Here is a 20,982-nt window from a genome sequence, read left to right as displayed (position 1 = left end):
TTTGCGCCTTTATTAACGCCGCCGGTATGGGCATGGTGTTGCGCGGGGCTCAAAAAGGTATTACAGAATCGCTCTATGCAACACAACATATTTGCGATTTAAGGTATATACCACAATGACAAAATTTGAAACCCTGGGGTTGGACAAACCCCTATTGGATGCTATTGCTGACCTCGGATTTGAAACTCCATCCGAAGTACAAGAAAAATCAATCCCACTTTTATTACAAGAAGATACCGATTTGGTTGCTTTGGCTCAAACTGGAACGGGAAAGACAGCTGCTTTTGGCTTTCCAATGATTCAAAAAATACAGGCCGATAGTAGAACCACACAAGGGCTTATATTATCTCCTACCCGTGAGCTCTGTTTACAGATCACCAACGAGCTAAAATTGTATTCAAAATATGTTAAAGGTTTGAATACTGTTGCCATTTATGGTGGAGCCAGTATTACCGACCAGGCAAGACAGATTAAACGTGGTGCACAAATTGTAGTGGCCACTCCAGGCAGAATGAAGGATATGATCGGACGTGGAATGGTCGATATTTCAAAAATTGACTACTGCGTGCTTGATGAAGCTGATGAAATGCTAAACATGGGCTTTTTTGAAGATATCAAAGACATTTTGTCCAACACCCCCAAAGAAAAATTTACATGGTTGTTTTCCGCCACCATGCCAAAAGAAGTTTCTACCATTGCCAAAAAGTTTATGCATAAGCCCCAAGAAATTACTGTGGGCACAAAAAATGCCGGAGCTTCTACCGTTCAACATGAATATTATCAAGTTGGAGGACGTGATCGTTACCCAGCACTTAAACGCCTTGCTGATGCCAATCCCGGTATTTTTTCGGTAATCTTTTGCAGAACCAAGCGGGATACTCAGAAAGTTGCTGAGAAACTTATTGAAGATGGTTACAATGCAGGAGCCTTGCACGGGGATTTAAGCCAAAATCAGCGAGATTTGGTCATGAATGCCTTTAGAAAAAAACAAGTACAGATGCTTGTGGCTACAGATGTGGCTGCCCGTGGAATTGATGTTGACGATATAACACACGTAATCAACTATCAATTACCTGATGAAATAGAAACCTACACTCACCGAAGCGGTAGAACAGGTCGTGCAGGAAAGTCAGGAATTTCAATGGTCATTGTCACAAGATCGGAAATTCGTAAAATAAAAGCCATTGAAAAGAAGATCCAGCAAGATTTTCTTTCAAAAAAGATTCCCACCGGAATTGAAATTTGTGAGATTCAATTGTACCATCTGGCCAACAAAATCAAGGATACTGAAATAAACACGGAGATAGACAACTATTTGCCTGCTATAAATGATGTCTTGGATGGTATTGACCGTGAAGAGCTTATCAAAAAAATTGTTTCGGTAGAGTTTACCCGTTTCTATAATTATTATAGTAAAACAAGGGATTTAAACTCTTCTGATAATAGCAGGGAACGCGGTGAAAGAGGTGAACGCTCTAAAGATGATATTCCTTCAAGTGGCTCTGTACGTTATTTCATAAATGTTGGAGAGCGTGATGGTTATGACTGGATGTCCTTGAAAGATTTCCTTAGGGACACGCTTAACCTTGAAAAAGAAGATGTCTTTAATGTAGACACCAAGGATAGTTTTTCTTTTTTCAACACCGATGCACAACTGACAGAACTGGTCCTTCAAACTTTTACCGATTTCAAGGTAGATGGACGTTTTGTCAATGTTGAAGTATCCAAGAATCCTGGGGGTTCGGGTAGAGGTGGCAGAAAACGCGATAGAAAACGTGGTCATAGAAAAGGTGGAGATGGCGGTTACCGAAAAGGTGGTGACAACAAATCTTTCCGAGGAGGAAAAAAAGGAGGTTCTGGTAGAAGGGGTGGAAAAAAACGACCTGGCTTTTATTAGTTAATTCTATATTAAATGATGATGGACTCGTATTTATTTTTCTTTGTTTAGTACTTTTATGATTACAAAGATTGCATGAAAAGAGTTCTACTTACATTTTTTTTCTTCATTTCGTTTTTTTGTTTTGCTCAAAATGAGGATAATAAGCTCGTTGAAGGCGAGTTAAAAGCTACGGTAATCAACGCCCAGACCGATTTTCCAATGGTAAGCGTACATGTTGTCAACTTAAATAAGGTAGTTGGCACTATAACGGACCAGAAAGGAAAATTTACCATAAGGGCTGCCGTAAACGATACTTTGTATCTTTCATTTTTGGGTTTTAAATCCCAAAAAGTTCGTGTTACCAATGACATGTTCAAATTTGAGGATACCGAAATTGCTTTGACTGAACTGGCTTATGCGTTGGAAGAGGTTATAGTGAGACCCTACCAATTAACTGGATATTTGGAGATTGACGTAAAGAACCTCCCTATCAACAATGCCTATCAATACAGTATTTCAGGTCTTTCAAAAAGTTATGAAGCAGGTAGCAAGAATCCCAGTGCAGTAACCAAAGTTTTGGGTGCCATCTTAAATCCTGCAGATCTATTGCGGAATCTATTTGGGAAAAAACCAAGGCAAATGCGGAAACTTCGACAAATGAAAGAGGATGACGACATTAGAAATTTGTTGGCTTCAAAATTTGACCGGGAAACGTTAACGGAGTTGCTCCAACTGGAAAAAGTTGACATTGAGGACATCCTTAACAACTGTAATTATTCCAAATCATTCATCAATACAGCAAACGATCTTCAAATTTTAGATGCGATCTCTAGCTGTTACGAAGAATACAAAGTCCTTAACAGGCGGTAGAAAACTTCTTCCAATTTTAGCTTTTAGATAAAGTTCTTCGGATAAATAAATTTTATATTTCCACATGCATTTTATAGTTTTAGCTAAAATCCCAAGAAATGAAAAAACTACTTATCGTCATGATTACGTTGGTATGTCTTTTTGGATGTAAGAAGGTAGAGAAATCTCCAAAAAAGGACACCAAAGTAGTTGAAGAAACACCTCAGAAAAAGGAAGTTCCATTTGTTTGGGAAGGAGCCAATATTTATTTTCTTTTAACAGACCGTTTTAATAATGGTAATCCTGACAATGATATCAATTTTGAAAGGATAGAGGAAACAGCTATTCTTAGAGGTTTTGAAGGAGGGGATATTGAAGGGATAACCCAAAAAATTGAAGAAGGTTACTTTACTGATCTTGGAATCAATGCTATTTGGTTTACTCCTGTGGTTGAGCAAATTCACGGGGCCACAAACGAAGGTACAGGAAACACCTACGGATATCATGGGTATTGGGCCAAGGATTGGACAGCGATTGATCCCAATTTTGGCACAAAGAAAGATTTGGGAAAATTGGTCAAAACCGCACATTCCAAAGGTATTCGAATTTTATTGGATGTAGTTTTAAACCATACAGGGCCTGTGACTGAAAAAGACCCTGTTTGGCCAGAAGAATGGGTGAGGACGAACCCTAAATGTGAGTTCACTAGCTACGAAAATACCACAGCTTGTACCTTGGTGGAAAACCTTCCTGATATTCTAACTGAATCAGACGAACCGGTGGAACTACCTGATGCTTTGCTAGCAAAATGGAAGGAGGAAGGTAGATTGAGCCAAGAGCTTGATGAGCTCCAGCTTTTCTTTGAACGTACAGGTTACCCAAGAGCACCTAGATATTATATTATCAAATGGTTGACAGATTATATCAATGATTTTGGTGTAGATGGTTTTAGAGTGGATACCGTAAAACACGTAAACGAAAATGCATGGACCGATCTTTACAAAGAAGCTACCTATGCATTTGACACCTGGAAGAAAAAGAATCCTGATCATGTTTTTGACAACAACCCGTTTTATATGGTTGGGGAAGTCTATAATTATGGTATTTCTGGTGGTCGAGAATTCAATTTTGGAGACAAAAAGGTTGATTTCTTTGAATATGGTTTCAAAAGCCTAATCAATTTTGATTTAAAGAACGATGCGAACAAGGATTACCAAAGCATCTTCAAAAAATACAATCGTTTATTGAATACCAAATTAAAAGGCAAAAGCGTTCTCAACTATTTAACCTCCCATGATGATGGGAGCCCTTTTGACAAAGAGCGAAATAAGCCATTTTATACCGCAAATGTGCTCTTATTGACACCAGGAGCCTCACAGGTATATTATGGAGATGAAACTGCAAGAAGTTTGATCATTGAAGGAACTGAGGGCGATGCCACTTTGCGTTCTTTTATGAACTGGAAAGAACTAGATAGCCTGCCCCGTACTCAAAAAATTCACAAGCACTGGCAAAAGTTGGGACAGTTTAGACGAGATCATCCTGCTGTTGGCGCAGGAAGGCATAAAAGATTGGCTAAATCTCCCTATGTTTTCTCCAGAACCTATGTCAATGGAGATTACAAGGACAAAGTCGTGGTTGGCTTGGATTTACCTAAAGGTAAAAAATCCCTTTGGGTAAAGGGATTTTTTGGTGATGGCACTAAATTGTACGACACCTATTCCGAAACCGAGGTCATGGTCAATAAAGGCAAGGTGATTTTGGACAACGAATTTGATATTGCACTGTTGGAGTTGGTGGAATGATCACACCCTAGAATGTAATGCAATTCGATTACCTTCTGAATCCAAGAACAATCCCATATAACCCACTTCTGGACTGATCTGTGTTTTAGGTTTTAGTATTTTGCCGCCAGCAGCTTCCACCCTATCCATTTCATTTTGCACATCAGAACTGGCAAAATAGATAAGTACTCCCTCTGTGCCGCTAGGTTTATAACTTTCATGTTGAATGAGGGAACCGTTGGCTCCAGGCTTTCCTTCAGCCCAAGGGAACCACCCCATCAAAGTACCTTCAAAATTCTGTACTTGAATTTCAATTTGAAAAACTGTATCATAAAAAGCTTTGGCTCGATTCATATCCGAAACCGGAATCTCAAACCAGCTTACCATATTTTGTTCCATAGCTATTTCTCTAGTAATTCTTTTAAACTAGCCAATCCTTCTTCAAAATCCCCACCAACAGCTTTGTCCATATTCATGAACAACATAAAAATACTGGTCGGGAATTTATTCTTTCCAGAAAAGCCCCATGTAACTTTGGTACTTCCCGTACTAACTTCCTCAGTAATCAGATAAGCATCAGAGGTAGATTTCCATGGTTTTAAGAACCGAAGTTCCGATTCTACACGTTCTCCATCCACAATTTTGGTAAGTTCCTGCTCCCCTTCACCTACATCCTTGTTTCCAAGCCAATAGCTTGTAGCTCCCACTTCACCATCGGTTCCCGTGAACTTCTTTTCCATATTCGGGTCTTTTTTGTTCCAAGGAGACCAAGCATCCTGGTTTTTTAGGAACCGTAGGTTTTCAAAAACCTCATTCTTTGGTTTTGCAATTTCTATGGATCTAGAAACATCATAACTTTTTGGCGCAATCATCGCCAATATCAAAATCAATAAAACAATTCCTGCTAAAATGTAAAGTAGTGTAGTCATTTGTTTTTAAAATTGGTTGTCTTCTAAAATACAAAAAACTTCATTCTGAAAGGTATCTCTCGATAATCCCTTCCACATCCTTGATGGATTTTTTGGTCCAATCCAACCGTTTTTCAAGAATTTCTTCTTTGGAAAGTTGCCAATCCACATTAGATTCTTTCAGTTTTTGGGTCAGCTGTTGGATAATAATGGCCGCCGAAACAGAGATATTCAAACTCTCAGAAAATCCTACCATCGGAATTTTCAAGAACCCGTCAGCTTTTTCCATCACCTCTTCACTAAGTCCCTCTTTTTCAGTCCCAAAGAACAAGGCAGTTGGGGTATTAACTTCAAAATCAGCAAGATATCTTGAATCATTATGCGGAGTAGTAGCAATAATTTGAAAGCCCGATTGCTTTAAGCTGTCAATACATTCAGAAGTGGTTTGATAACGGTTTACATCCACCCATTGCTCTGCACCCATTGCAATGTTCTTGTCCAAACGTTTACCAAATCGGTCTTCAACCACATGAACCTCTTGAATGCCAAAGGCATCACAACTTCTTATTACGGCACTAGTATTGTGCAGTTGAAATACATCCTCAATAGCAACCGTTAGGTACTTAGTTCTATTTTGAAGTACCTCCAAAAAACGTTGCTTCCGTTCTTCGGTCAAAAAACCTTCAAGATATGTGAACAAATCATGGTCAAACATAAAGACCAAAATAACGAAAATTGAATTTGTAGTTTTTCAAGAGTTCCTATCTAACCTTTTTCCTTTTGTATTCAAGGTTCTAGAAAAACCCCAGAATTTTTAAGGTTTTTACACAATTGGTTTTATTGTCAAAATAGTTACCTTTCCTCTGCAGCTCCCCAATCTTATTTTATAAACTTTTAATTCTTAATCTACTTATGAAAAAGTATTTTTTTTCTAAGCTTAGGCTGTCAGTTCTTGTTTTACCCTTATTCTTCTCCTCTTGTCAAAAAGAAGAACAAATAGATTTATCTGACAATTCCTATAAATCAAATTTATACAACAAAGATTATATTAAAGAGGCCTCTCTCAAAGAGCAATTAGAATACAAGATTTATCACTTATCAAGTCTAATGCAAGGCGTAGTAAAGTCAGGAATTGATTACAATTCAATGTTTTATGGAAAAGCCAAAAAAGATGAAACTGGACAACTACTTCTTTTTCGTGACATCATTCAATCAAATTCAGTTGATAACAAGAATAGAATCGTAAGTGACAGTATTTCGTTTTCCCTTGATGCCTTTGAAGGTTTGTCAGAGGTGCTAATGAATCCAACATTAGAGAAATTGAAAGATGGGGACGAAAGTAATCCAATCTTTCTAATGTCATCTTATGATGAAACCCTGGAAGAACAAGTAGTGATTGGATTTGAATTTGATGAGAATGGTGAAATTAAGATGCTGGACGGTTACATTCAGGAAGAGGATATTTTTAGCAGCGCTTCAAAAGATGACCATACCCAGGTTTTCAAAATTGGAGTTGATGATGATTGCAACTGTCCAGGAGGAGGAAGTTCAGAGGGAGGAACCTCCGAAAATTCTAGCGAATGGGTAAAAATGGAATATATTAAAATAAAGGACAAAAAAGAATCTTGGCTCGAGAAAGCAGATATAAAATTTGAAGTTGCAACATCCGGCCCTGGTGCATTGAGACCAGGGGAATATACCACACACTGCGGTCAATCTATTCCAAGCACATGTTATTATAATGGAAGCTTTTTAGCTCATTGCAAAAATAGCGAGGTCAATGAGAAAAGAAAAATAGACAGAGATTTAGGGATTCTTCAAGCTACAGGTAGCACAACTTGTCGTGTTTGAATATGATGCTTGGCCAGCTAGCCTTCGTAAATTCGAAGAATACGTGAATGGGGAAAGAATCACCATAGAATATAGGTCTTACCAATCTCCTTACGGCCAAATTTTAGCCAATTTCAATTCAAACAATATTTATAATCTCATAAACGGAAGAAACATATCTCAAAACAATAGTGATATTGAATATAATCTTAAATAATCCACCCAAATTATATGAAAAATATTAAAATCTTAATCTTCATCTTTTTTCCAATCCATATGATTGCTCAAAACAATTCAGGGGATGTAAAAAAATCCCTGCGTTTTAATATTGGAACAGAATATCGAATTACCCCTATTTATAACGTTGACTCTGATTTTTCAGATGTTACAAGCTTTACTAATGTTGATTTCCAAAATTCCGGACTAGCATTGATTGCATCCTTGGAATGCCGCCTCACCAATAGATTTTATTTGGGGTATGGGAATGGTTTCAGGTATGATTTAGTTATTTCGCCAATGCCCCTAGGCAACAACCGTTTAAATGTAGGCACTGCCGATTATAAACTCATCGTTGAGCATCATTTTTATGTTGGTTATGAGTTCAAAGTATTCAGGAACAATGAGTTTTTTGTAAATTTTGGTATTTCCCTTATGAACAGAAATACTGATTTCTCTGTAAAGGAAGTGTTTGATGTGGGTGAAGGTTTTAGCATAAATAACTTTACCTACGGGACCAATAAACTATCAGTGGGATATTCAACAAAGAGAGCCAATTTTTATTTGGGCATGTATTTTACCAGACAAACACCATTTTTTGATCAAACAACTTTCTTTATGGTACCACATATAGGGTTAAGCTATAAGTTGTAATTCAATTTCATATGTTTAAAACAGGCTGTAAGTAAGTGCGTAGGTCAGATATATAATCCATTAACTTGCAGCCTTAAACTTCTTCCCTTAAAAACAAGAAATCCGTTTTCGTTATTTGTTAAACAACTACAGGTTATCCAACAACCCAATATCAATTCCTTACTTTTATCCTATCATGAGCAAACAAAAAATAGTCGTACTCACGGGTGCAGGAATGAGTGCCGAAAGTGGTCTAAAAACATTTAGGGATGCCAATGGCCTTTGGGAAGGCCATGACGTAATGGAAGTTGCATCACCCCAAGGGTTTGCCAAAAATCCCGAACTAGTACTGGAGTTTTACAACCAGCGACGCAAACAACTTTTAGAGGTTTCTCCCAATGCAGGACACAGGGCCTTGGTTGAATTAGAAGCCCATTTTGATGTTAACATCGTTACCCAAAATGTGGACAATCTGCATGAACAAGCGGGAAGCTCCCATGTGACGCATTTACATGGGGAATTGTTTAAAGTACGCAGTACGGTAAATGAAAATCATGTATTGGACTGGAAAAAAGATCTGGTTTTAGGAGATTTGGATGACAATGGCCATCAATTAAGGCCTCATATTGTTTGGTTTGGGGAAATGGTTCCCATGTTAGAAACTGCAGTGGAAATTACCCAACAGGCCGATATTTTAATCATTATTGGCACTTCTATGCAGGTATACCCAGCAGCAAGCTTAATCAATTTTGCCCCTCAACCAGCTCCAATATACTTTGTAGACCCAAAGCCCAATGTTGCTTCCTCAGATTTTCATAATTTAACTGTCATACCAAAACCCGCAACCGAAGGCGTTCCTAATCTTGTTGCTCAGCTAACTGATAGTTTGACCTAGTCTCTTTGGCCCAGTCCATAAGTAATTTTTTTTGGTCTTTGGTCAGTCGGGCATCTTGATGCGTCCAAGTGTATGAATTCAAGGGCATCTCTCCTTCCCCTACCTCTTCTATCAACTCTTCCAGCTTGTGGTCTTTCTTTTTATCCGAATAACTTTCCCAACTTGAGAAGTCCAAATGTTCCCGACCTTCTTCAATATGATCATGCAACCAGTATGAAACCGGTGCAATTTTGTTGTACCAAGGGTAGCGTGTGTTGGCACTGTGGCAATCGTAGCAGGCAGATTTCAATAGCATTTTCAAATCTTCCGAAGGCTTTGTTTCTGCTTCAAAAGTTGAAACGTAAGTTTCTAGATCAGCTTCATTTTTCTCTGGTCTATAAAATTGCATCCCTATTAAAACTATCAATAGGATTATGGCTGCTTTTTTTACTATTTTCATCCTGTGCGTTTAAGTAAAAATAAGTTTTTGTGACAGAACAACAATTGCATGTAACGTTAAACTCGGGTCGGCTTTCCAAGGCAGAAGTAATCCAACTCGTTGATCAACTGGCCACACAACCAGAATTAATTGGGCGTTTGCTTCAAGAAATATTTGATCAGGACAAAACAGATTCTTTCAATGCCAGTTGGGTATTTGATCATTTGATGCGCAAAAAATTGGTTTACCTCTTACCTCATTTTGAAAAATTCACAAAAGGGCTAGAAGGGTTAAAATCTGAATCCATCATCCGTTCCATGGCCCATGTATGTGAATTTTCAATGGAAGCGTATTTTGAAGCCAAAGACTCTGCATTTACACAAAACATTACATTAGAACAATTGGAGCGCATATTGACCACTTGTTTTGATTGGCTCATTGGCGAGCATAAAGTAGCGGTAAAGGTCTTTGCCATGAGCAGCTTGTTTTATTTAGGGCAAAAATACGATTGGGTACACCCCGAACTAAAAATGGTTTTGGAACAACAAAATCATAAGGATAGCGCTGGGTACAAATCTAGAGCGAAAAAAACATTGGCAGAATTGAAGAAACTTGGCTTTTAAACTCCTTAAGTAATAAGTATCTTTGCGCTTTCAAAAAAAACGGTCAATGTCTTTAAACCAACTTAACGCCATCTCTCCAATAGATGGTAGGTATCGCAACAAAACTGAAGCTTTAGGTAATTATTTTTCAGAAGAGGCACTAATAAAATACCGTGTACAGGTAGAAATTGAATATTTTATTGCCCTCTGCGAGATTCCGCTTCCACAGCTGGCCGATTTTAATACAGCTCTGTTCGCTGATCTGCAGAAAATCTATCAAGATTTTTCTACTGAGGATGCAACTGCTATTAAAGAGATTGAAAAGACCACCAACCACGATGTAAAAGCTGTTGAATACTTTATCAAACAAAAGTTTGACGCGCTTGGATTGGAAAAATACAAAGAGTTCATCCATTTTGGATTGACTTCCCAAGATATTAACAATACAGCTGTTCCATTATCCATTAAAGAGGCCATGAACGATGTTTATGTTCCGCTTTACTTTGAGGTTTATGAAAAACTAAAGGCGTTGGCAACTGAATGGGCCGACATTCCCATGCTGGCGCGCACCCATGGACAACCAGCCTCCCCTACACGCTTGGGCAAGGAAATTGATGTTTTTGTGGAGCGATTAAAAGAGCAGTTCAATTTATTGAACGACATTCCAAGTGCAGCCAAATTTGGTGGAGCAACCGGAAATTACAATGCCCACAAAGTGGCATACCCAGCTATTGATTGGAAAGCTTTTGGACAACAATTTGTTCAAGAGAAATTAGGGCTTTATCACTCCTTCCCCACCACACAAATTGAACATTACGACCATATGGCGGCCTTGTTCGATTGCTTGAAGCGCATCAATACCATCTATATTGATTTGAACCGAGACATCTGGACCTATATCTCCATGGATTATTTTAAACAGAAAATCAAAAAAGGTGAAGTTGGTTCATCTGCCATGCCCCACAAGGTAAATCCAATTGATTTTGAGAATTCTGAAGGGAATTTAGGTTTGGCCAATGCCATTTTTGAACATTTATCGGCTAAACTGCCTGTTTCCAGATTACAGCGCGACCTAACGGACAGTACCGTACTCAGAAATGCAGGAGTGCCTTTTGCACATACCCAAGTGGCCTTTTTGTCCACCCTTAAAGGATTGAACAAATTGGTGTTGAATGCTGAAAAGTTTGAACAGGATTTGGAAAACAATTGGGCCGTTGTGGCCGAGGCTATTCAGACCATATTGAGGCGCGAAGCCTATCCAAATCCGTATGAAGCTCTAAAAGGATTGACCCGTACCAACGAAAAAATCACCCAGAAATCCATCGCAGATTTTATTGACACATTAACGGTTTCAGTTGCTATTAAAGAGGAACTCAAAAAAATAACCCCAGCAAATTATACTGGGATTTAATACGCCGTTTTTACATTCGAGAAATTGTAAAATTTGGGGTTGCACTTATCTGGTTCGTGAACAATAAGTAGCGGATTTTCATACACTGTTTTTTCAGTTTAGATTTGCTTTTAAATTTCACAAAACCAATGTTGTTTTAATTTTTTGAAATGGTTTTGTTGCAACAATATTTATACCCTTTAAAAGGAAATACTACTTGTTTAATATAATTTGTCTTTTCTGGATATTTGTAAAAGGCCTTATTGACACCAACCTTTTCTACATAACCATTCCTGTTGTAGAATGTACCAAAAACCAAATCCCAAAAAGGAATTATATTTCCATAATTCTTTGCCTCATCCATTTTTTTACTGTGATGAAAATGGTGGATTTTAGGTGTAACAATGATGTAATCTAAAAAGCCAGTTTTTACCAATATATTGGAATGGGATAGATAAGCAACCATTATATGAAAAATGCCTACAAGAAATATGATGGACTCGCTAAACCCAAGTAATAAGAGTGGTGCAATTTTTAAAAAAGTGTTCAGCAACATATTTAACGGATGCATCCAATTTGTTTTAAACCAATTTAATTGTTCTGAAATGTGGTGAATTGAATGTACTTGCCAAAGAAAAAGACTGAAAACAGAATTTGCATTTCCTTTATGGCTAATACGATGATATAAGTATGGTAGGAATTCCCCAACAATATTTGCTATTATAAAGATTAACCAAAATGGCAACCAGCTCCAAGTAGGGTTTACTTCAAAAAAGTTACTTTGAATTAATAGAACAAACCATAGAGCCACCGTTTTACCAATAGCATCAAAAAGTCCAATAGATATGCTAAAGTGAAGAACTTCGGTTAGGATTGTTCCCTTATGGATCCTCCAACTTTCATTTAAAGGAATAATTCTTTCTAAAAAATAAATAGAGCTAAAAGAAAAAAATAAGATAATAAATGAGCATAAGAGCAAATTCCAATCTTCTAAAATTGCAACATACCCAAACACCATACTAATAGTTAATAATGCAGGAACGGCTGTTAATGACAATACTTTTTTTGAGTTCATTTGACTACTTTTTTACTGTAGTCGTGAGAAGCACTGAAAAAGATGCAAATTAGAGCACCAAATTCAATCTTTGCATTTCTTCTTTGATGTCATTTGGTAAACTACAAGAGTTTTTTAACTCAAAATCAATTGCCTGTCCTTTTTTATTGTAAGAAATATTAAGGCAATCTTCGATTAGTTCTTTAAACATTTTTCTTCCGCGCAGAATTCTAGATTTGGTTGCCGTTAGTGAAATCCCTAAAGTTTTGGCAACTTCTTTTTGCGACAATTGTTCTATTTCACTTAAGAAAAGTGTGTCCGCGTATTTTTTCGGCAAGTAGTTTTTAATCACAAAATCTGATAAGTCGCAAATACAAGTCTGTTCTGATAAATCACTTGATATTTCGTACGTATTCTTCCGAAGATATTTTTTTCTATAAAAGTCAGAGATTGTATTACGAGTTACTTGGAACAACCAATTTTTTGGATTTCTGATCTCTTTCTCCTCCAACAATGATACGTATAGTTTCACACTTACCTCCTGTAAAATATCATTTACATCTTCGACATCATCAACTTTTGAAGTGATGAAATTACGCAACCAATCTTCATATATATTCCAAACATTTTCGTATTTCATTTGCCTTTGTTCAGCTTACACACTACGTTTAAGATATAATCTCGTTTTAATGGGTTATATCGACCGACAAGTGAAGTTACAGGTTTTCCGTTTAAAAATCCAATGCAAACTGATGGATGTAAAATATGAATTCGTAGAAGTGACTTTTATTACCAAAATAGACCGAAAGATTACCCCAATCCCTGCGAAGCCCATAAGGGCTTGACCCGTACCAATGAAAAATCACCCAGAAATCCATCGCAGATTTTATCGATTCATTTGAAGTTTTAGATGCAATAAAAAGCGAGCTTAAGCAAATAACCCCAGCGAATTATACGGGATTTAATATGCAGTTTTCACATTCGAGTAATTGTGAAATTTGAGGCTGCACTTATTGGTGAATATCTGGCAGATAGGCGATTACGGGCTTCAAACTGTTGCAAAATTGAAGTGGAGGCTACACTCCTTGAATTTACTGCCATCTAACCTATTTTCTGTATACATTGTTATGTGCTGGTATTTTTTAATTGTTCATTAAATATGCTTGTGGCTTCTTCGTATGGATAATGTCCTACATCATCCAATTTTATTACTGTTTCAGGTTTAAATTCTTCAATCCAAGTTTTAAGGTCTTTCTCACTAAACGCAAAGTCCTTCATACCCCAGATGAATGATTTTGGTAAATCTCGTATATTATTACGTTTTTGCCATAGACTATGTACCCAATCATCAGATTCAACTATTTGTTTTGGGAAAGTCCAACAACCTTTTCTATCATTTGGTTTTTCAAGATGTTTGTAAATAGCTGGGTCAAAATACTTTTTATTTCCTAAACAGTTTTTGATTATTACCTTACCAAAGAAATTGAAATTCTTAATCAAGAAACGTCCGATCATTCCACCTGCAAAATTGCTGAATCTTTTACTGGATGGATTATTTTTTACTGACCACATCCAAGTATTAGTAATCATAAGATGTTTTATCCTTTCAGGATTATTTACTGCATATGATAATCCAATTGGCCCACCCCAATCGTTCACTACTAAAACAAATTTATCCAGTTTTAGGTGATTGATGAATCTCTCGAAATTATCTGCGTGATTTTTGGGTAAATAATTCCAATCGAATGGTTTATCTGATAATCCAAAACCGATATGGTCAGCTGCAATACATCTGTTAGTTTTTGAAAGCTCTTTAATTGATTTTCTAAATTCATACGACCAACCTGGATTTCCGTGAACAAATACAATTGGAGCTCCTGTACCTTCGTCAACATAATGCATTTTTCCTATTGGTAGATCAAAATAATTAGACTTGAACGGATATTCATTTTTGTCTAACCAAGACTTATTTTGTGATTTCATATTGGGTAATTTTATTATTGATGCAATCAGTATATAACCTTCTGCATAAGTTTAGTGCACCTATGAAGATTGTTTTTATATGCACGAACTTCCCTATTTGGGTTGTTAGTAATTACAAAATTAAGTATGTCTTGTGTCAACCCTTTGTCACAGGAGTTTTAAAAAATCTTTTTCTTTTGAATTTCCACATATTCTTCCAGCGGCATTTCATGAGGTGTAAATTGTTGCCATTCGTTACTCAATTTTTGAATTCTATCTATTCTAAAATTCCTATAATCTTTTCGCAATCGACACCAAGCAATCAGAATCCAATTTTCTGAAGGATTATAATAAATGGCAAATGGTTCAATTTCTCTACTTGTAGTTGTCTTAGTGTCTTTTTTTTTGTATTCTATTTTTAGTAGTTGGAAATTCGTCAATGCTTTTTGAATTTCAGAAAGGTAATTACTTGTCCTTTCTTCCTTCAAATTCTTTCCGATTATTGTTCTGTTTGCAAGAAAATCCGTTTTTTCTTTTTGGATGTTTAAAAGAACAGATTTTATCTTATCAGTCGCCTTGTTGAATTCATTAACAAGTGACTCATCCTTTGTTTTGGCTATTATTTTTTGTCCAAAGAGTATAGCATTTGCTTCTGATTCCGTAAACATAACTGGAGGAATATTGTAACCTTCCATTAAAGAGTATCCCTTTCCTGCAATGGGAATAATTGGTGTCCCTGATTGTTCAAGTGAATCTAAATCTCTATAAATCGTTCTTTTGCTTACTTCAAACTGTTCGGCTAAATCGTTAACCGATACAAAAGGTTTAGATTGTAACTTCAATAAAATCGAAGTTAATCGAGCTAATCTTGACATGTTATTTGAATATGCCATATTGGATTTTCTTACTTGGATATAACGTTTAAGCTATAATCTCGTTTTAATGGGTTATATCGTCCGATAAGTGAAGTTACAGGTTTTCGGTTTAAAAATCCAATGCAAACTGATGGATGTAGAATATGAATTCGTAGAAGTGACTTTTATTACCAAAATAGACCGAAAGATTACCCCAATCTCTGCGAAGCCCTTAAGGGCTTAACCCGAACCAACGAAAAAATAACCCAAAAGTCTATTGCTGATTTTATTGATACACTTGAGGTTTCAGATGCTATTAAAGGGGAGCTCAAACAAATAACCCCAGCAAATTATACGAGGATTAATACGCAGTTTTTACATTCGAAGAATTGTGAAATCTGGGATTGCACTTATCGGTAAATTGTATGAAAAGCGGCAGTTTGCGTGGCACATTCTCCTATCAAAGTATTACACAATTTGAGCGGGATACAAACCTTGATATTTACCACATGGAGTACCATTACTTATACAAAATGTTGTGCATAGTCGTGTTTGGTGTTTATATCATTCTAAATAGAAAGTGAAAGAAATCAATTGTACTATGGGCAATTATAGGAAAGACCAAGCTTCCACTTCTTTCTCTCATAAGCGCAAAAACGAATCCATAAACACCAGTTAATATAATATTCGGCACATTATCGAATCCAATTTGGTAGGTATCAGTTAAATAAAAACCATGAAGCAGTCCAAAAACGATTGAAGTTAGAATTACACCCCATCCAAAATTTGTTCCTAGAAACTTAAATCTTTTGTCGAACAACTTATTCAAAAATCCAAGTAAAAATCCACGATAAATTAATTCCTCATTTAATCCCGGCATAATTGCCATAAACAACAGTGCTTTGGTGTCAAATACTCCTTTGTTGCCTAATAGTCCGGGTACCAACGATGTTAAAAAAACGCAAACTATTACAGTCAGAGAAAATTTAATTGAGTTTTTGTTTTGCCCTAATCTTAATCCAATTTCATCTGGTGTAATTATTTTTTTTAATGGAATTAACAAGAGCAAAGCAAAAACAATACTATAAATTTTAGGACTCCAATTACAGTTTAAAGCATTATTCCAATTATGCGTTTTTATTAGTTGTGTGTTAGGATATTCAATTGTAATTGTACCTAATATGTTATCTGCAAATCCAATTATAAAAAAGAGTAGCAACACATACCAATACTTAACAGATTTTTTATAATCAATAAGGAATGACAATAAAACAACTATTCCAAAAATCAATATGTTTCTTACAATTTCATGTTTCACAGTTGACTTTTTTAATTATGTACAGCGTTTAATCTAAGAATCGTGTTAATGATTCCTTAGCAACCGGTACGTGAAGTTCGGGAAAATCCACCTAAAAATCTAACGTAAATTGAAGGAAAGGGCGCTAGATTATTTGTTACAATACCTATCTTTTCCAATTTTGAAGTTGGTCAATGTATAAATAGCTTTCTACAAATTCCCTATGTTCAACACTAGTCATTTTTTCCAATAAATTCAATGCAGAAATGTAGCTCGTCAAGTTTCCATTGGATGAACTAAACTTCCCATCCTCCACAAAGGTCACCAAACTATCATCTTGGACTTTTAGATTGGGATAATCTTTCTGTAACTGTTTTCCACCGCCAACATAGGTGACAATTTTATGTCCATCAGCTATTCCAGAGGCACCAATAAGTTGCGCTCCAGCACAATTACTGACCGTATACTGGGTTTCCTCGTTTTTCTTTCTGATAAAATCCACCATTTTTTTATTGCGCACATGGGCGAACATATCATATCCACTGGGAACAAATAAGGCCGTTAATTTTGGACAATTCTCAAAAGTGTAATCAGGAACAAAATGCATACCCTCTTCTGTGGTTATCGGATTTAGGGTTTCTGCTACGGTGATTACGTTAAAAAGTTGCTCCATTTTTTGATTGGGTTTCGCAAAAACATCTGAAGTGGCTATCACCTCCCCCTGCAAAACCCCATTGAACATCAGGAGCCCAATAGTTGGCAATTGGGGATTGAACGGTTTTAAGTGCTTGGTAAGTGTATCGGATAGTACCTCAGTTTTACTGATATCCTTATTTTCAATTTTGTTTTTCGATTTCTCCGTATTGCAGCCCATAATTAGGGCTGTAAATATTGCTGTCGCCATTATGCTATACGTTTTCATACTAGTCTATTATTTATTGATTCTATCCGTAGGTTTAATGATCATTCTAAAATATTGGTCCTTGTAGATGTAGTAACCAAGCCAGTTGTACAAGGTTCTAATTTTGTTCTTAAAGTTGACGAGCCCCATAATATGCACAAAAATCCATACCATCCAAGCTCCAAAACCTTTAAAGAATTGTTTCTGTCCTGGAAAATCCAACACTGCCTTATTTCTTCCTATAATGGCCAAGGAACCTTTATCATGGTATTTAAACGGCTTCCAAGCATTATCTTTTCGTCTTAAGTTTCCAGCCAGATTTTTTGCTTGCTGCAAAGCAGGTTGCGCCAATTGTGGATGCCCTTTAGGGTAATTATTATCCCCAGAAACCAAAGCACAGTCGCCCAATGCGTAAATATTATTATATGAATGAACTTGGTTAAATTGATTGGTCATCAATCTCCTACCGGTACCAAAACTATCTTTAGAAAAACCTGGAAATGTTTTGGCCGACACCCCGGCCGCCCAAATAAGATTTTTGGAGTGAATCTTATTTCCGTTGGACAAAAATACCGTCTCCCCATCAAAATCCTTGACCAAGGTATCCGTAATCAAGTTGACGCTTAGTTCAGACAGCTTTTTGCTGGTATAATTCTGTGCATTTTTTGACATGGCGGCCAAAACGGATTCTTGTCCGTCAATTAAATATATTTTTCCAAGATCCTTCTCTTTTAACTCAGGGTAATCTTTCAAGATAACGGAAGTCTTCATTTCTGCCAGTATACCCGAAAGTTCAACTCCGGTAGGTCCTGCACCCGCAATAACAAAGGTTAGGTGTCTTTTTCTTTCCTCAGTATCATGAATTCTTGTAGCACGGTCCAATCGGGTCAGGATAATGTTTCGAAGGGATAATGCATCACTTATGGTTTTCATGGGCAAACTTTTTTCCGCGATGTTTGCATTCCCAAAAAAGTTGGTCTCCGTCCCTGTAGCCATTACAAGAATATCATATTCCAGCTCCCCGTTGCTCAGTATGATTTTGTTTTCTTCTGGAACAACCCTTTCAAGGGAGCCAAGACGAAAACGAACGTTTTTTAATTTTCGAAGAATTTTCCGAAACGGATAGCTTATGGCTGATGGCTCCATAAAACCTGTGGAAACCTGATAAATTAAAGGTGGGAAGAAATTATAGTTGTTGCTGTCTACCAAGGTAATCTGGTAATCTATCGAATTCCCTAATCCTTTAATAAGTTCCAAACCTGCAAAACCGCCTCCCACAACAACCATTTTTTTCATAGTCAAGCCTCCCTTTTATATAATAAAACAAAGATAAGAAGCGCTACAATCGAAAAAATTAAGCTGGCTTAAGAAAGTTGCTTTTTTTTGATTTCGCTCAGATATTCAGGTGTTAAACCAAGAAAACTAGCTAGAAGATATTGTGGTACCCGCTGCACAAATTCGGGGAAATTATCCCGAAACATAAAAAACATCTCTTCTTTGGAAAGGCTGTTCATGTATTTTAAACGCATTAGCGCAGCTCCATAAGCTGTTTCGTATATGTTCCTATAATATTTTTCCATTTTGGGACATTTATCCAACAGTTCTTGATGTTTAGAAAAGGAAATCGACAGCACCTTTGACTTTTCAACTGTTTCAACATAGAAATTGGATGGTTTTTGGTTTTGAAACGCTAAAAAATCGGTCAGCCACCAATGCTCCATAGCAAACTGGGTGGTCTTGTGGTTTCCCAAATCGTCAATAAAGTACAATTGCAAACAGCCTTTTTCAACAAAAAAAAGTCTGTTACACAATTTGCCTGCAGAGAGCAGAGTTTCCTTTTTCGTGAGTTTATGAAAATCAAAATAGCTTAGGATTTCCGATAATTCCTCTTCTGAAAGGATCAGTACAGATTTTATGTGATTTGCTAATGCACTTTTGGTCATTTGTTGGTTTTACACCCAACCAAAACTGAGGTAAAATTCAATTCAAAAAAGTTCAAAGTTAGGATAGATGAAGTTCGTGAATTTTGGATGAAAAACCTAGACAAAATAGTCCTGAGATTTTGGGAGTGCACTTATTGGTCTTGTGTATGAGTGGTAACAAATTTATGGAGACTACTTTTTAGTTTTCAGTATACTTTAAATTAAATAAAATAGCGGCTTGAATTGGTTCCCAAACCGCTATTACTCATACACGTTGCTGTGCTTAGTGCTTATTTGATTTTTTTAAATTTTTAAATTGTTTGACCATTTTTCCAAAGTCTTTATCCTTTTTGCGTTTTTCAGCAATAGTCAATTCAAAATGTTCTTTTTCTCGTTTCATTTTCAGATAATTTTCATAGAACAATTTATCTACTTTTTCACTTTCAACGGCTGTGATAACAGCACAATCAATTTCTATTGTATGGGAACAATCCTTGAATTTACAGTTTTTGGATAGCTCAACTATTTTTTCAAATGTCTTTTCCAAGCCTTCATCTGAATCTGCGATACCCACTTCTCTCATTCCCGGATTGTCAATTATAATTCCTCTATTTTCAAGAACTATCAGTTCTCGGTGACTTGTAACATGTCGTCCTTTATTGGTACTTATGCTAATTGTATTTGTTTTCATCAGTTGCTTACCAGAAAGATTGTTTAGAAGACTTGATTTTCCTACTCCTGATGAGCCCAATAAACAGTATGTCTTGCCCTTTAATATATACTCTTTTACTTTCTCAATCCCTTTTTGGGACTCATTGCTTATAGCAATTACTGGTACTTGTTTCATTCTTTCTTGAACTTTGGACATCAAATCATTTAAAACATTATCGTTTATCAAGTCAATTTTATTGAGAATGATAATCGGTTTTACATTGGACGTATTGCAAATTGTCAGATATCTTTCTATTCGATTGATATTAAAATCCCTGTCAACTGCTTGTACAATAAAAGCAAAGTCAATATTTGTTGCTATGATTTGTTTTTCACCTTGTTTCCCAACTGTTTGTCTTTCTATGATGGTTCTTCTGGGGAAAATAGAGTGTATGAGAACTTTATCATCATATTCAGAAATTGCAACCCAATCTCCTACAGCAGGAAAATCTTTTCGAGTATTTGCGGTATATCTTAAATTCCCTATAATTTCTGCATCGAACTCCCCTTTTTCTGTTTTAACAATATATCTTTCCTTATGCTCGGAAATAATTCTTCCAATTTTAAAGTCTACTAGATTATGTTGAATTCTTAGTTTTTCTATTTTGTCGTTATATCCGAAATGTTCTAATTTCATATTCTGTGTGTTTTAAATATTGCAAACACTTACGGTATTCATAAATTAATATAAATACAAAAGCGTTCACAATTAATGTGTTATTTGTAAAATGTAAGTAAGTAGAAATGCTTCAGATTATTGGCTGAAGTAAAGGATGGTGATAGTCAAAGAAAATTGACTATCTATTTTACAAAATCCGAATATGATATTACAGATGTAATAAACATAAAATTTGATTAGAGTATAAAATTAAAAAAA

General features: G+C 36.2%; 21 protein-coding genes and 2 pseudogenes. 10 read left to right on the top strand and 13 right to left on the bottom strand.

What is annotated here, in order from left to right; translation table 11 throughout:
• Positions 1–115: 115 nt before the first annotated feature.
• The 3 genes from CRO15_RS11985 to CRO15_RS11975 all read left to right on the top strand — a co-directional run bounded on the left by CRO15_RS11985 (position 116) and on the right by CRO15_RS11975 (position 4,533).
• Positions 116–1,897, top strand: a complete 1,782-nt coding sequence (locus tag CRO15_RS11985; RefSeq protein WP_097046055.1) for a DEAD/DEAH box helicase — start codon at positions 116–118, stop codon at positions 1,895–1,897.
• A gap of 75 nt (positions 1,898–1,972) precedes the next feature.
• On the top strand, positions 1,973–2,749 hold the full coding sequence (locus CRO15_RS11980) for a carboxypeptidase-like regulatory domain-containing protein (RefSeq protein WP_097046054.1): 777 nt from the start codon (positions 1,973–1,975) through the stop codon (positions 2,747–2,749).
• 98 nt (positions 2,750–2,847) lie between these two features.
• Complete coding sequence (locus CRO15_RS11975) at positions 2,848–4,533, top strand: alpha-amylase family glycosyl hydrolase (RefSeq protein WP_097046053.1); 1,686 nt, start codon at positions 2,848–2,850, stop codon at positions 4,531–4,533.
• Here CRO15_RS11975 and CRO15_RS11970 read toward each other — a convergent pair whose 3' ends face one another.
• From CRO15_RS11970 to CRO15_RS11960, 3 genes are read right to left on the bottom strand one after another with little or no spacing between them, the layout of a single operon-like run.
• On the bottom strand, positions 4,534–4,899 hold the full coding sequence (locus CRO15_RS11970) for a VOC family protein (protein ID WP_243396961.1): 366 nt from the start codon (positions 4,897–4,899) through the stop codon (positions 4,534–4,536). It lies immediately after the preceding gene.
• A gap of 14 nt (positions 4,900–4,913) precedes the next feature.
• Positions 4,914–5,441, bottom strand: coding sequence for an SRPBCC family protein (locus tag CRO15_RS11965; RefSeq protein WP_097046051.1), 528 nt, complete (start codon positions 5,439–5,441; stop codon positions 4,914–4,916).
• A gap of 40 nt (positions 5,442–5,481) precedes the next feature.
• A complete protein-coding gene (locus CRO15_RS11960; protein ID WP_097046050.1) occupies positions 5,482–6,135 on the bottom strand; it encodes a TrmH family RNA methyltransferase in 654 nt (217 codons plus the stop codon).
• A 197-nt stretch (positions 6,136–6,332) separates the two neighbouring features.
• Here CRO15_RS11960 and CRO15_RS11955 point away from each other — a divergent pair, with 197 nt between their 5' ends.
• The 3 genes from CRO15_RS11955 (at position 6,333) to CRO15_RS11940 (ending at position 8,994) form a co-directional block, all read left to right on the top strand.
• Complete coding sequence (locus CRO15_RS11955) at positions 6,333–7,271, top strand: hypothetical protein (RefSeq protein WP_097046049.1); 939 nt, start codon at positions 6,333–6,335, stop codon at positions 7,269–7,271.
• Between the two features lie 210 nt (positions 7,272–7,481).
• The gene (locus CRO15_RS11945; protein WP_097046047.1) at positions 7,482–8,120 is read left to right on the top strand and encodes a hypothetical protein; all 639 of its coding nucleotides are present in this window, start codon (positions 7,482–7,484) and stop codon (positions 8,118–8,120) included.
• A 175-nt stretch (positions 8,121–8,295) separates the two neighbouring features.
• Positions 8,296–8,994 (top strand): SIR2 family NAD-dependent protein deacylase, encoded by a 699-nt coding sequence (locus tag CRO15_RS11940; RefSeq protein ID WP_097046046.1) that lies wholly within the window; start codon positions 8,296–8,298, stop codon positions 8,992–8,994.
• Here the strand turns inward: CRO15_RS11940 and CRO15_RS11935 are convergent.
• A complete protein-coding gene (locus CRO15_RS11935; protein WP_097046045.1) occupies positions 8,957–9,433 on the bottom strand; it encodes a heme-binding domain-containing protein in 477 nt (158 codons plus the stop codon). The genes CRO15_RS11940 and CRO15_RS11935 overlap by 38 nt on opposite strands.
• Before the next feature lie 29 nt (positions 9,434–9,462).
• On the opposite strand from CRO15_RS11935, the gene CRO15_RS11930 reads away from it, so the two are divergent.
• Both CRO15_RS11930 and purB read left to right on the top strand, forming a co-directional pair.
• Positions 9,463–10,035, top strand: coding sequence for a hypothetical protein (locus CRO15_RS11930; RefSeq protein WP_097046044.1), 573 nt, complete (start codon positions 9,463–9,465; stop codon positions 10,033–10,035).
• Between the two features lie 46 nt (positions 10,036–10,081).
• Positions 10,082–11,425, top strand: coding sequence for an adenylosuccinate lyase (purB, locus tag CRO15_RS11925; protein WP_097046043.1), 1,344 nt, complete (start codon positions 10,082–10,084; stop codon positions 11,423–11,425).
• Positions 11,426–11,561: 136 nt separating this feature from the next.
• Here purB and CRO15_RS11920 read toward each other — a convergent pair whose 3' ends face one another.
• Together CRO15_RS11920 and CRO15_RS11915 are read right to left on the bottom strand one after the other, a co-directional pair.
• Positions 11,562–12,479: a sterol desaturase family protein gene (locus CRO15_RS11920; protein WP_097046042.1), complete on the bottom strand. Its 918-nt coding sequence runs from the start codon at positions 12,477–12,479 to the stop codon at positions 11,562–11,564.
• A 49-nt stretch (positions 12,480–12,528) separates the two neighbouring features.
• The gene (locus tag CRO15_RS11915; protein ID WP_097046041.1) at positions 12,529–13,098 is read right to left on the bottom strand and encodes a sigma-70 family RNA polymerase sigma factor; all 570 of its coding nucleotides are present in this window, start codon (positions 13,096–13,098) and stop codon (positions 12,529–12,531) included.
• Between the two features lie 159 nt (positions 13,099–13,257).
• On the opposite strand from CRO15_RS11915, the pseudogene CRO15_RS19940 reads away from it, so the two are divergent.
• Positions 13,258–13,460, top strand: a pseudogene (locus CRO15_RS19940) (hypothetical protein); the annotation flags it as partial.
• A 123-nt stretch (positions 13,461–13,583) separates the two neighbouring features.
• Here CRO15_RS19940 and CRO15_RS11905 read toward each other — a convergent pair.
• Positions 13,584–14,441: an alpha/beta fold hydrolase gene (locus tag CRO15_RS11905; protein ID WP_097046040.1), complete on the bottom strand. Its 858-nt coding sequence runs from the start codon at positions 14,439–14,441 to the stop codon at positions 13,584–13,586.
• Between the two features lie 158 nt (positions 14,442–14,599).
• Entirely contained in the window at positions 14,600–15,295 is a 696-nt protein-coding gene (locus CRO15_RS11900) for a helix-turn-helix transcriptional regulator (RefSeq protein ID WP_243396960.1), read from the bottom strand.
• Positions 15,296–15,472: 177 nt separating this feature from the next.
• Here CRO15_RS11900 and CRO15_RS11895 point away from each other — a divergent pair.
• Positions 15,473–15,694 (top strand): annotated as a pseudogene (locus CRO15_RS11895) (hypothetical protein); the annotation flags it as partial.
• Between the two features lie 139 nt (positions 15,695–15,833).
• On the opposite strand, the gene CRO15_RS11890 reads toward CRO15_RS11895, so the two are convergent.
• The 5 genes from CRO15_RS11890 to rsgA form a co-directional block, all read right to left on the bottom strand.
• Complete coding sequence (locus tag CRO15_RS11890; RefSeq protein ID WP_097046038.1) at positions 15,834–16,592, bottom strand: CPBP family intramembrane glutamic endopeptidase; 759 nt, start codon at positions 16,590–16,592, stop codon at positions 15,834–15,836.
• 145 nt (positions 16,593–16,737) lie between these two features.
• A complete protein-coding gene (locus CRO15_RS11885; RefSeq protein WP_243396959.1) occupies positions 16,738–17,475 on the bottom strand; it encodes a DJ-1/PfpI family protein in 738 nt (245 codons plus the stop codon).
• 27 nt (positions 17,476–17,502) lie between these two features.
• A complete protein-coding gene (locus CRO15_RS11880) occupies positions 17,503–18,768 on the bottom strand; it encodes an NAD(P)/FAD-dependent oxidoreductase (protein WP_417935209.1) in 1,266 nt (421 codons plus the stop codon).
• Positions 18,769–18,836: 68 nt separating this feature from the next.
• Positions 18,837–19,415: a Crp/Fnr family transcriptional regulator gene (locus tag CRO15_RS11875; protein ID WP_097046035.1), complete on the bottom strand. Its 579-nt coding sequence runs from the start codon at positions 19,413–19,415 to the stop codon at positions 18,837–18,839.
• Between the two features lie 262 nt (positions 19,416–19,677).
• The gene (gene rsgA, locus CRO15_RS11870; protein ID WP_097046034.1) at positions 19,678–20,742 is read right to left on the bottom strand and encodes a ribosome small subunit-dependent GTPase A; all 1,065 of its coding nucleotides are present in this window, start codon (positions 20,740–20,742) and stop codon (positions 19,678–19,680) included.
• Between the last annotated feature and the right edge of the window lie 240 nt (positions 20,743–20,982).

This window comes from Flagellimonas pacifica (assembly GCF_900215465.1).
GTDB lineage: Bacteria > Bacteroidota > Bacteroidia > Flavobacteriales > Flavobacteriaceae > Flagellimonas > Flagellimonas pacifica.
This window is presented reverse-complemented; position numbering and strand designations above follow the sequence as displayed.

Bases quoted from the DNA above. Each gene is read 5' to 3' on its own strand.
- CRO15_RS11985 (WP_097046055.1), top strand. From the start codon at position 116: ATGACAAAATTTGAAACCCTGGGGTTGGACAAACCCCTATTGGATGCT.
- CRO15_RS11980 (WP_097046054.1), top strand. From the start codon at position 1,973: ATGAAAAGAGTTCTACTTACATTTTTTTTCTTCATTTCGTTTTTTTGT.
- CRO15_RS11975 (WP_097046053.1), top strand. From the start codon at position 2,848: ATGAAAAAACTACTTATCGTCATGATTACGTTGGTATGTCTTTTTGGA.
- CRO15_RS11970 (WP_243396961.1), bottom strand. From the start codon at position 4,899: ATGGTAAGCTGGTTTGAGATTCCGGTTTCGGATATGAATCGAGCCAAA.
- CRO15_RS11965 (WP_097046051.1), bottom strand. From the start codon at position 5,441: ATGACTACACTACTTTACATTTTAGCAGGAATTGTTTTATTGATTTTG.
- CRO15_RS11960 (WP_097046050.1), bottom strand. From the start codon at position 6,135: ATGTTTGACCATGATTTGTTCACATATCTTGAAGGTTTTTTGACCGAA.
- CRO15_RS11955 (WP_097046049.1), top strand. From the start codon at position 6,333: ATGAAAAAGTATTTTTTTTCTAAGCTTAGGCTGTCAGTTCTTGTTTTA.
- CRO15_RS11945 (WP_097046047.1), top strand. From the start codon at position 7,482: ATGAAAAATATTAAAATCTTAATCTTCATCTTTTTTCCAATCCATATG.
- CRO15_RS11940 (WP_097046046.1), top strand. From the start codon at position 8,296: ATGAGCAAACAAAAAATAGTCGTACTCACGGGTGCAGGAATGAGTGCC.
- CRO15_RS11935 (WP_097046045.1), bottom strand. From the start codon at position 9,433: ATGAAAATAGTAAAAAAAGCAGCCATAATCCTATTGATAGTTTTAATA.
- purB (WP_097046043.1), top strand. From the start codon at position 10,082: ATGTCTTTAAACCAACTTAACGCCATCTCTCCAATAGATGGTAGGTAT.
- CRO15_RS11920 (WP_097046042.1), bottom strand. From the start codon at position 12,479: ATGAACTCAAAAAAAGTATTGTCATTAACAGCCGTTCCTGCATTATTA.
- CRO15_RS11915 (WP_097046041.1), bottom strand. From the start codon at position 13,098: ATGAAATACGAAAATGTTTGGAATATATATGAAGATTGGTTGCGTAAT.
- CRO15_RS11905 (WP_097046040.1), bottom strand. From the start codon at position 14,441: ATGAAATCACAAAATAAGTCTTGGTTAGACAAAAATGAATATCCGTTC.
- CRO15_RS11900 (WP_243396960.1), bottom strand. From the start codon at position 15,295: ATGTCAAGATTAGCTCGATTAACTTCGATTTTATTGAAGTTACAATCT.
- CRO15_RS11885 (WP_243396959.1), bottom strand. From the start codon at position 17,475: ATGGCGACAGCAATATTTACAGCCCTAATTATGGGCTGCAATACGGAG.
- CRO15_RS11880 (WP_417935209.1), bottom strand. From the start codon at position 18,768: ATGAAAAAAATGGTTGTTGTGGGAGGCGGTTTTGCAGGTTTGGAACTT.
- CRO15_RS11875 (WP_097046035.1), bottom strand. From the start codon at position 19,415: ATGACCAAAAGTGCATTAGCAAATCACATAAAATCTGTACTGATCCTT.
- rsgA (WP_097046034.1), bottom strand. From the start codon at position 20,742: ATGAAATTAGAACATTTCGGATATAACGACAAAATAGAAAAACTAAGA.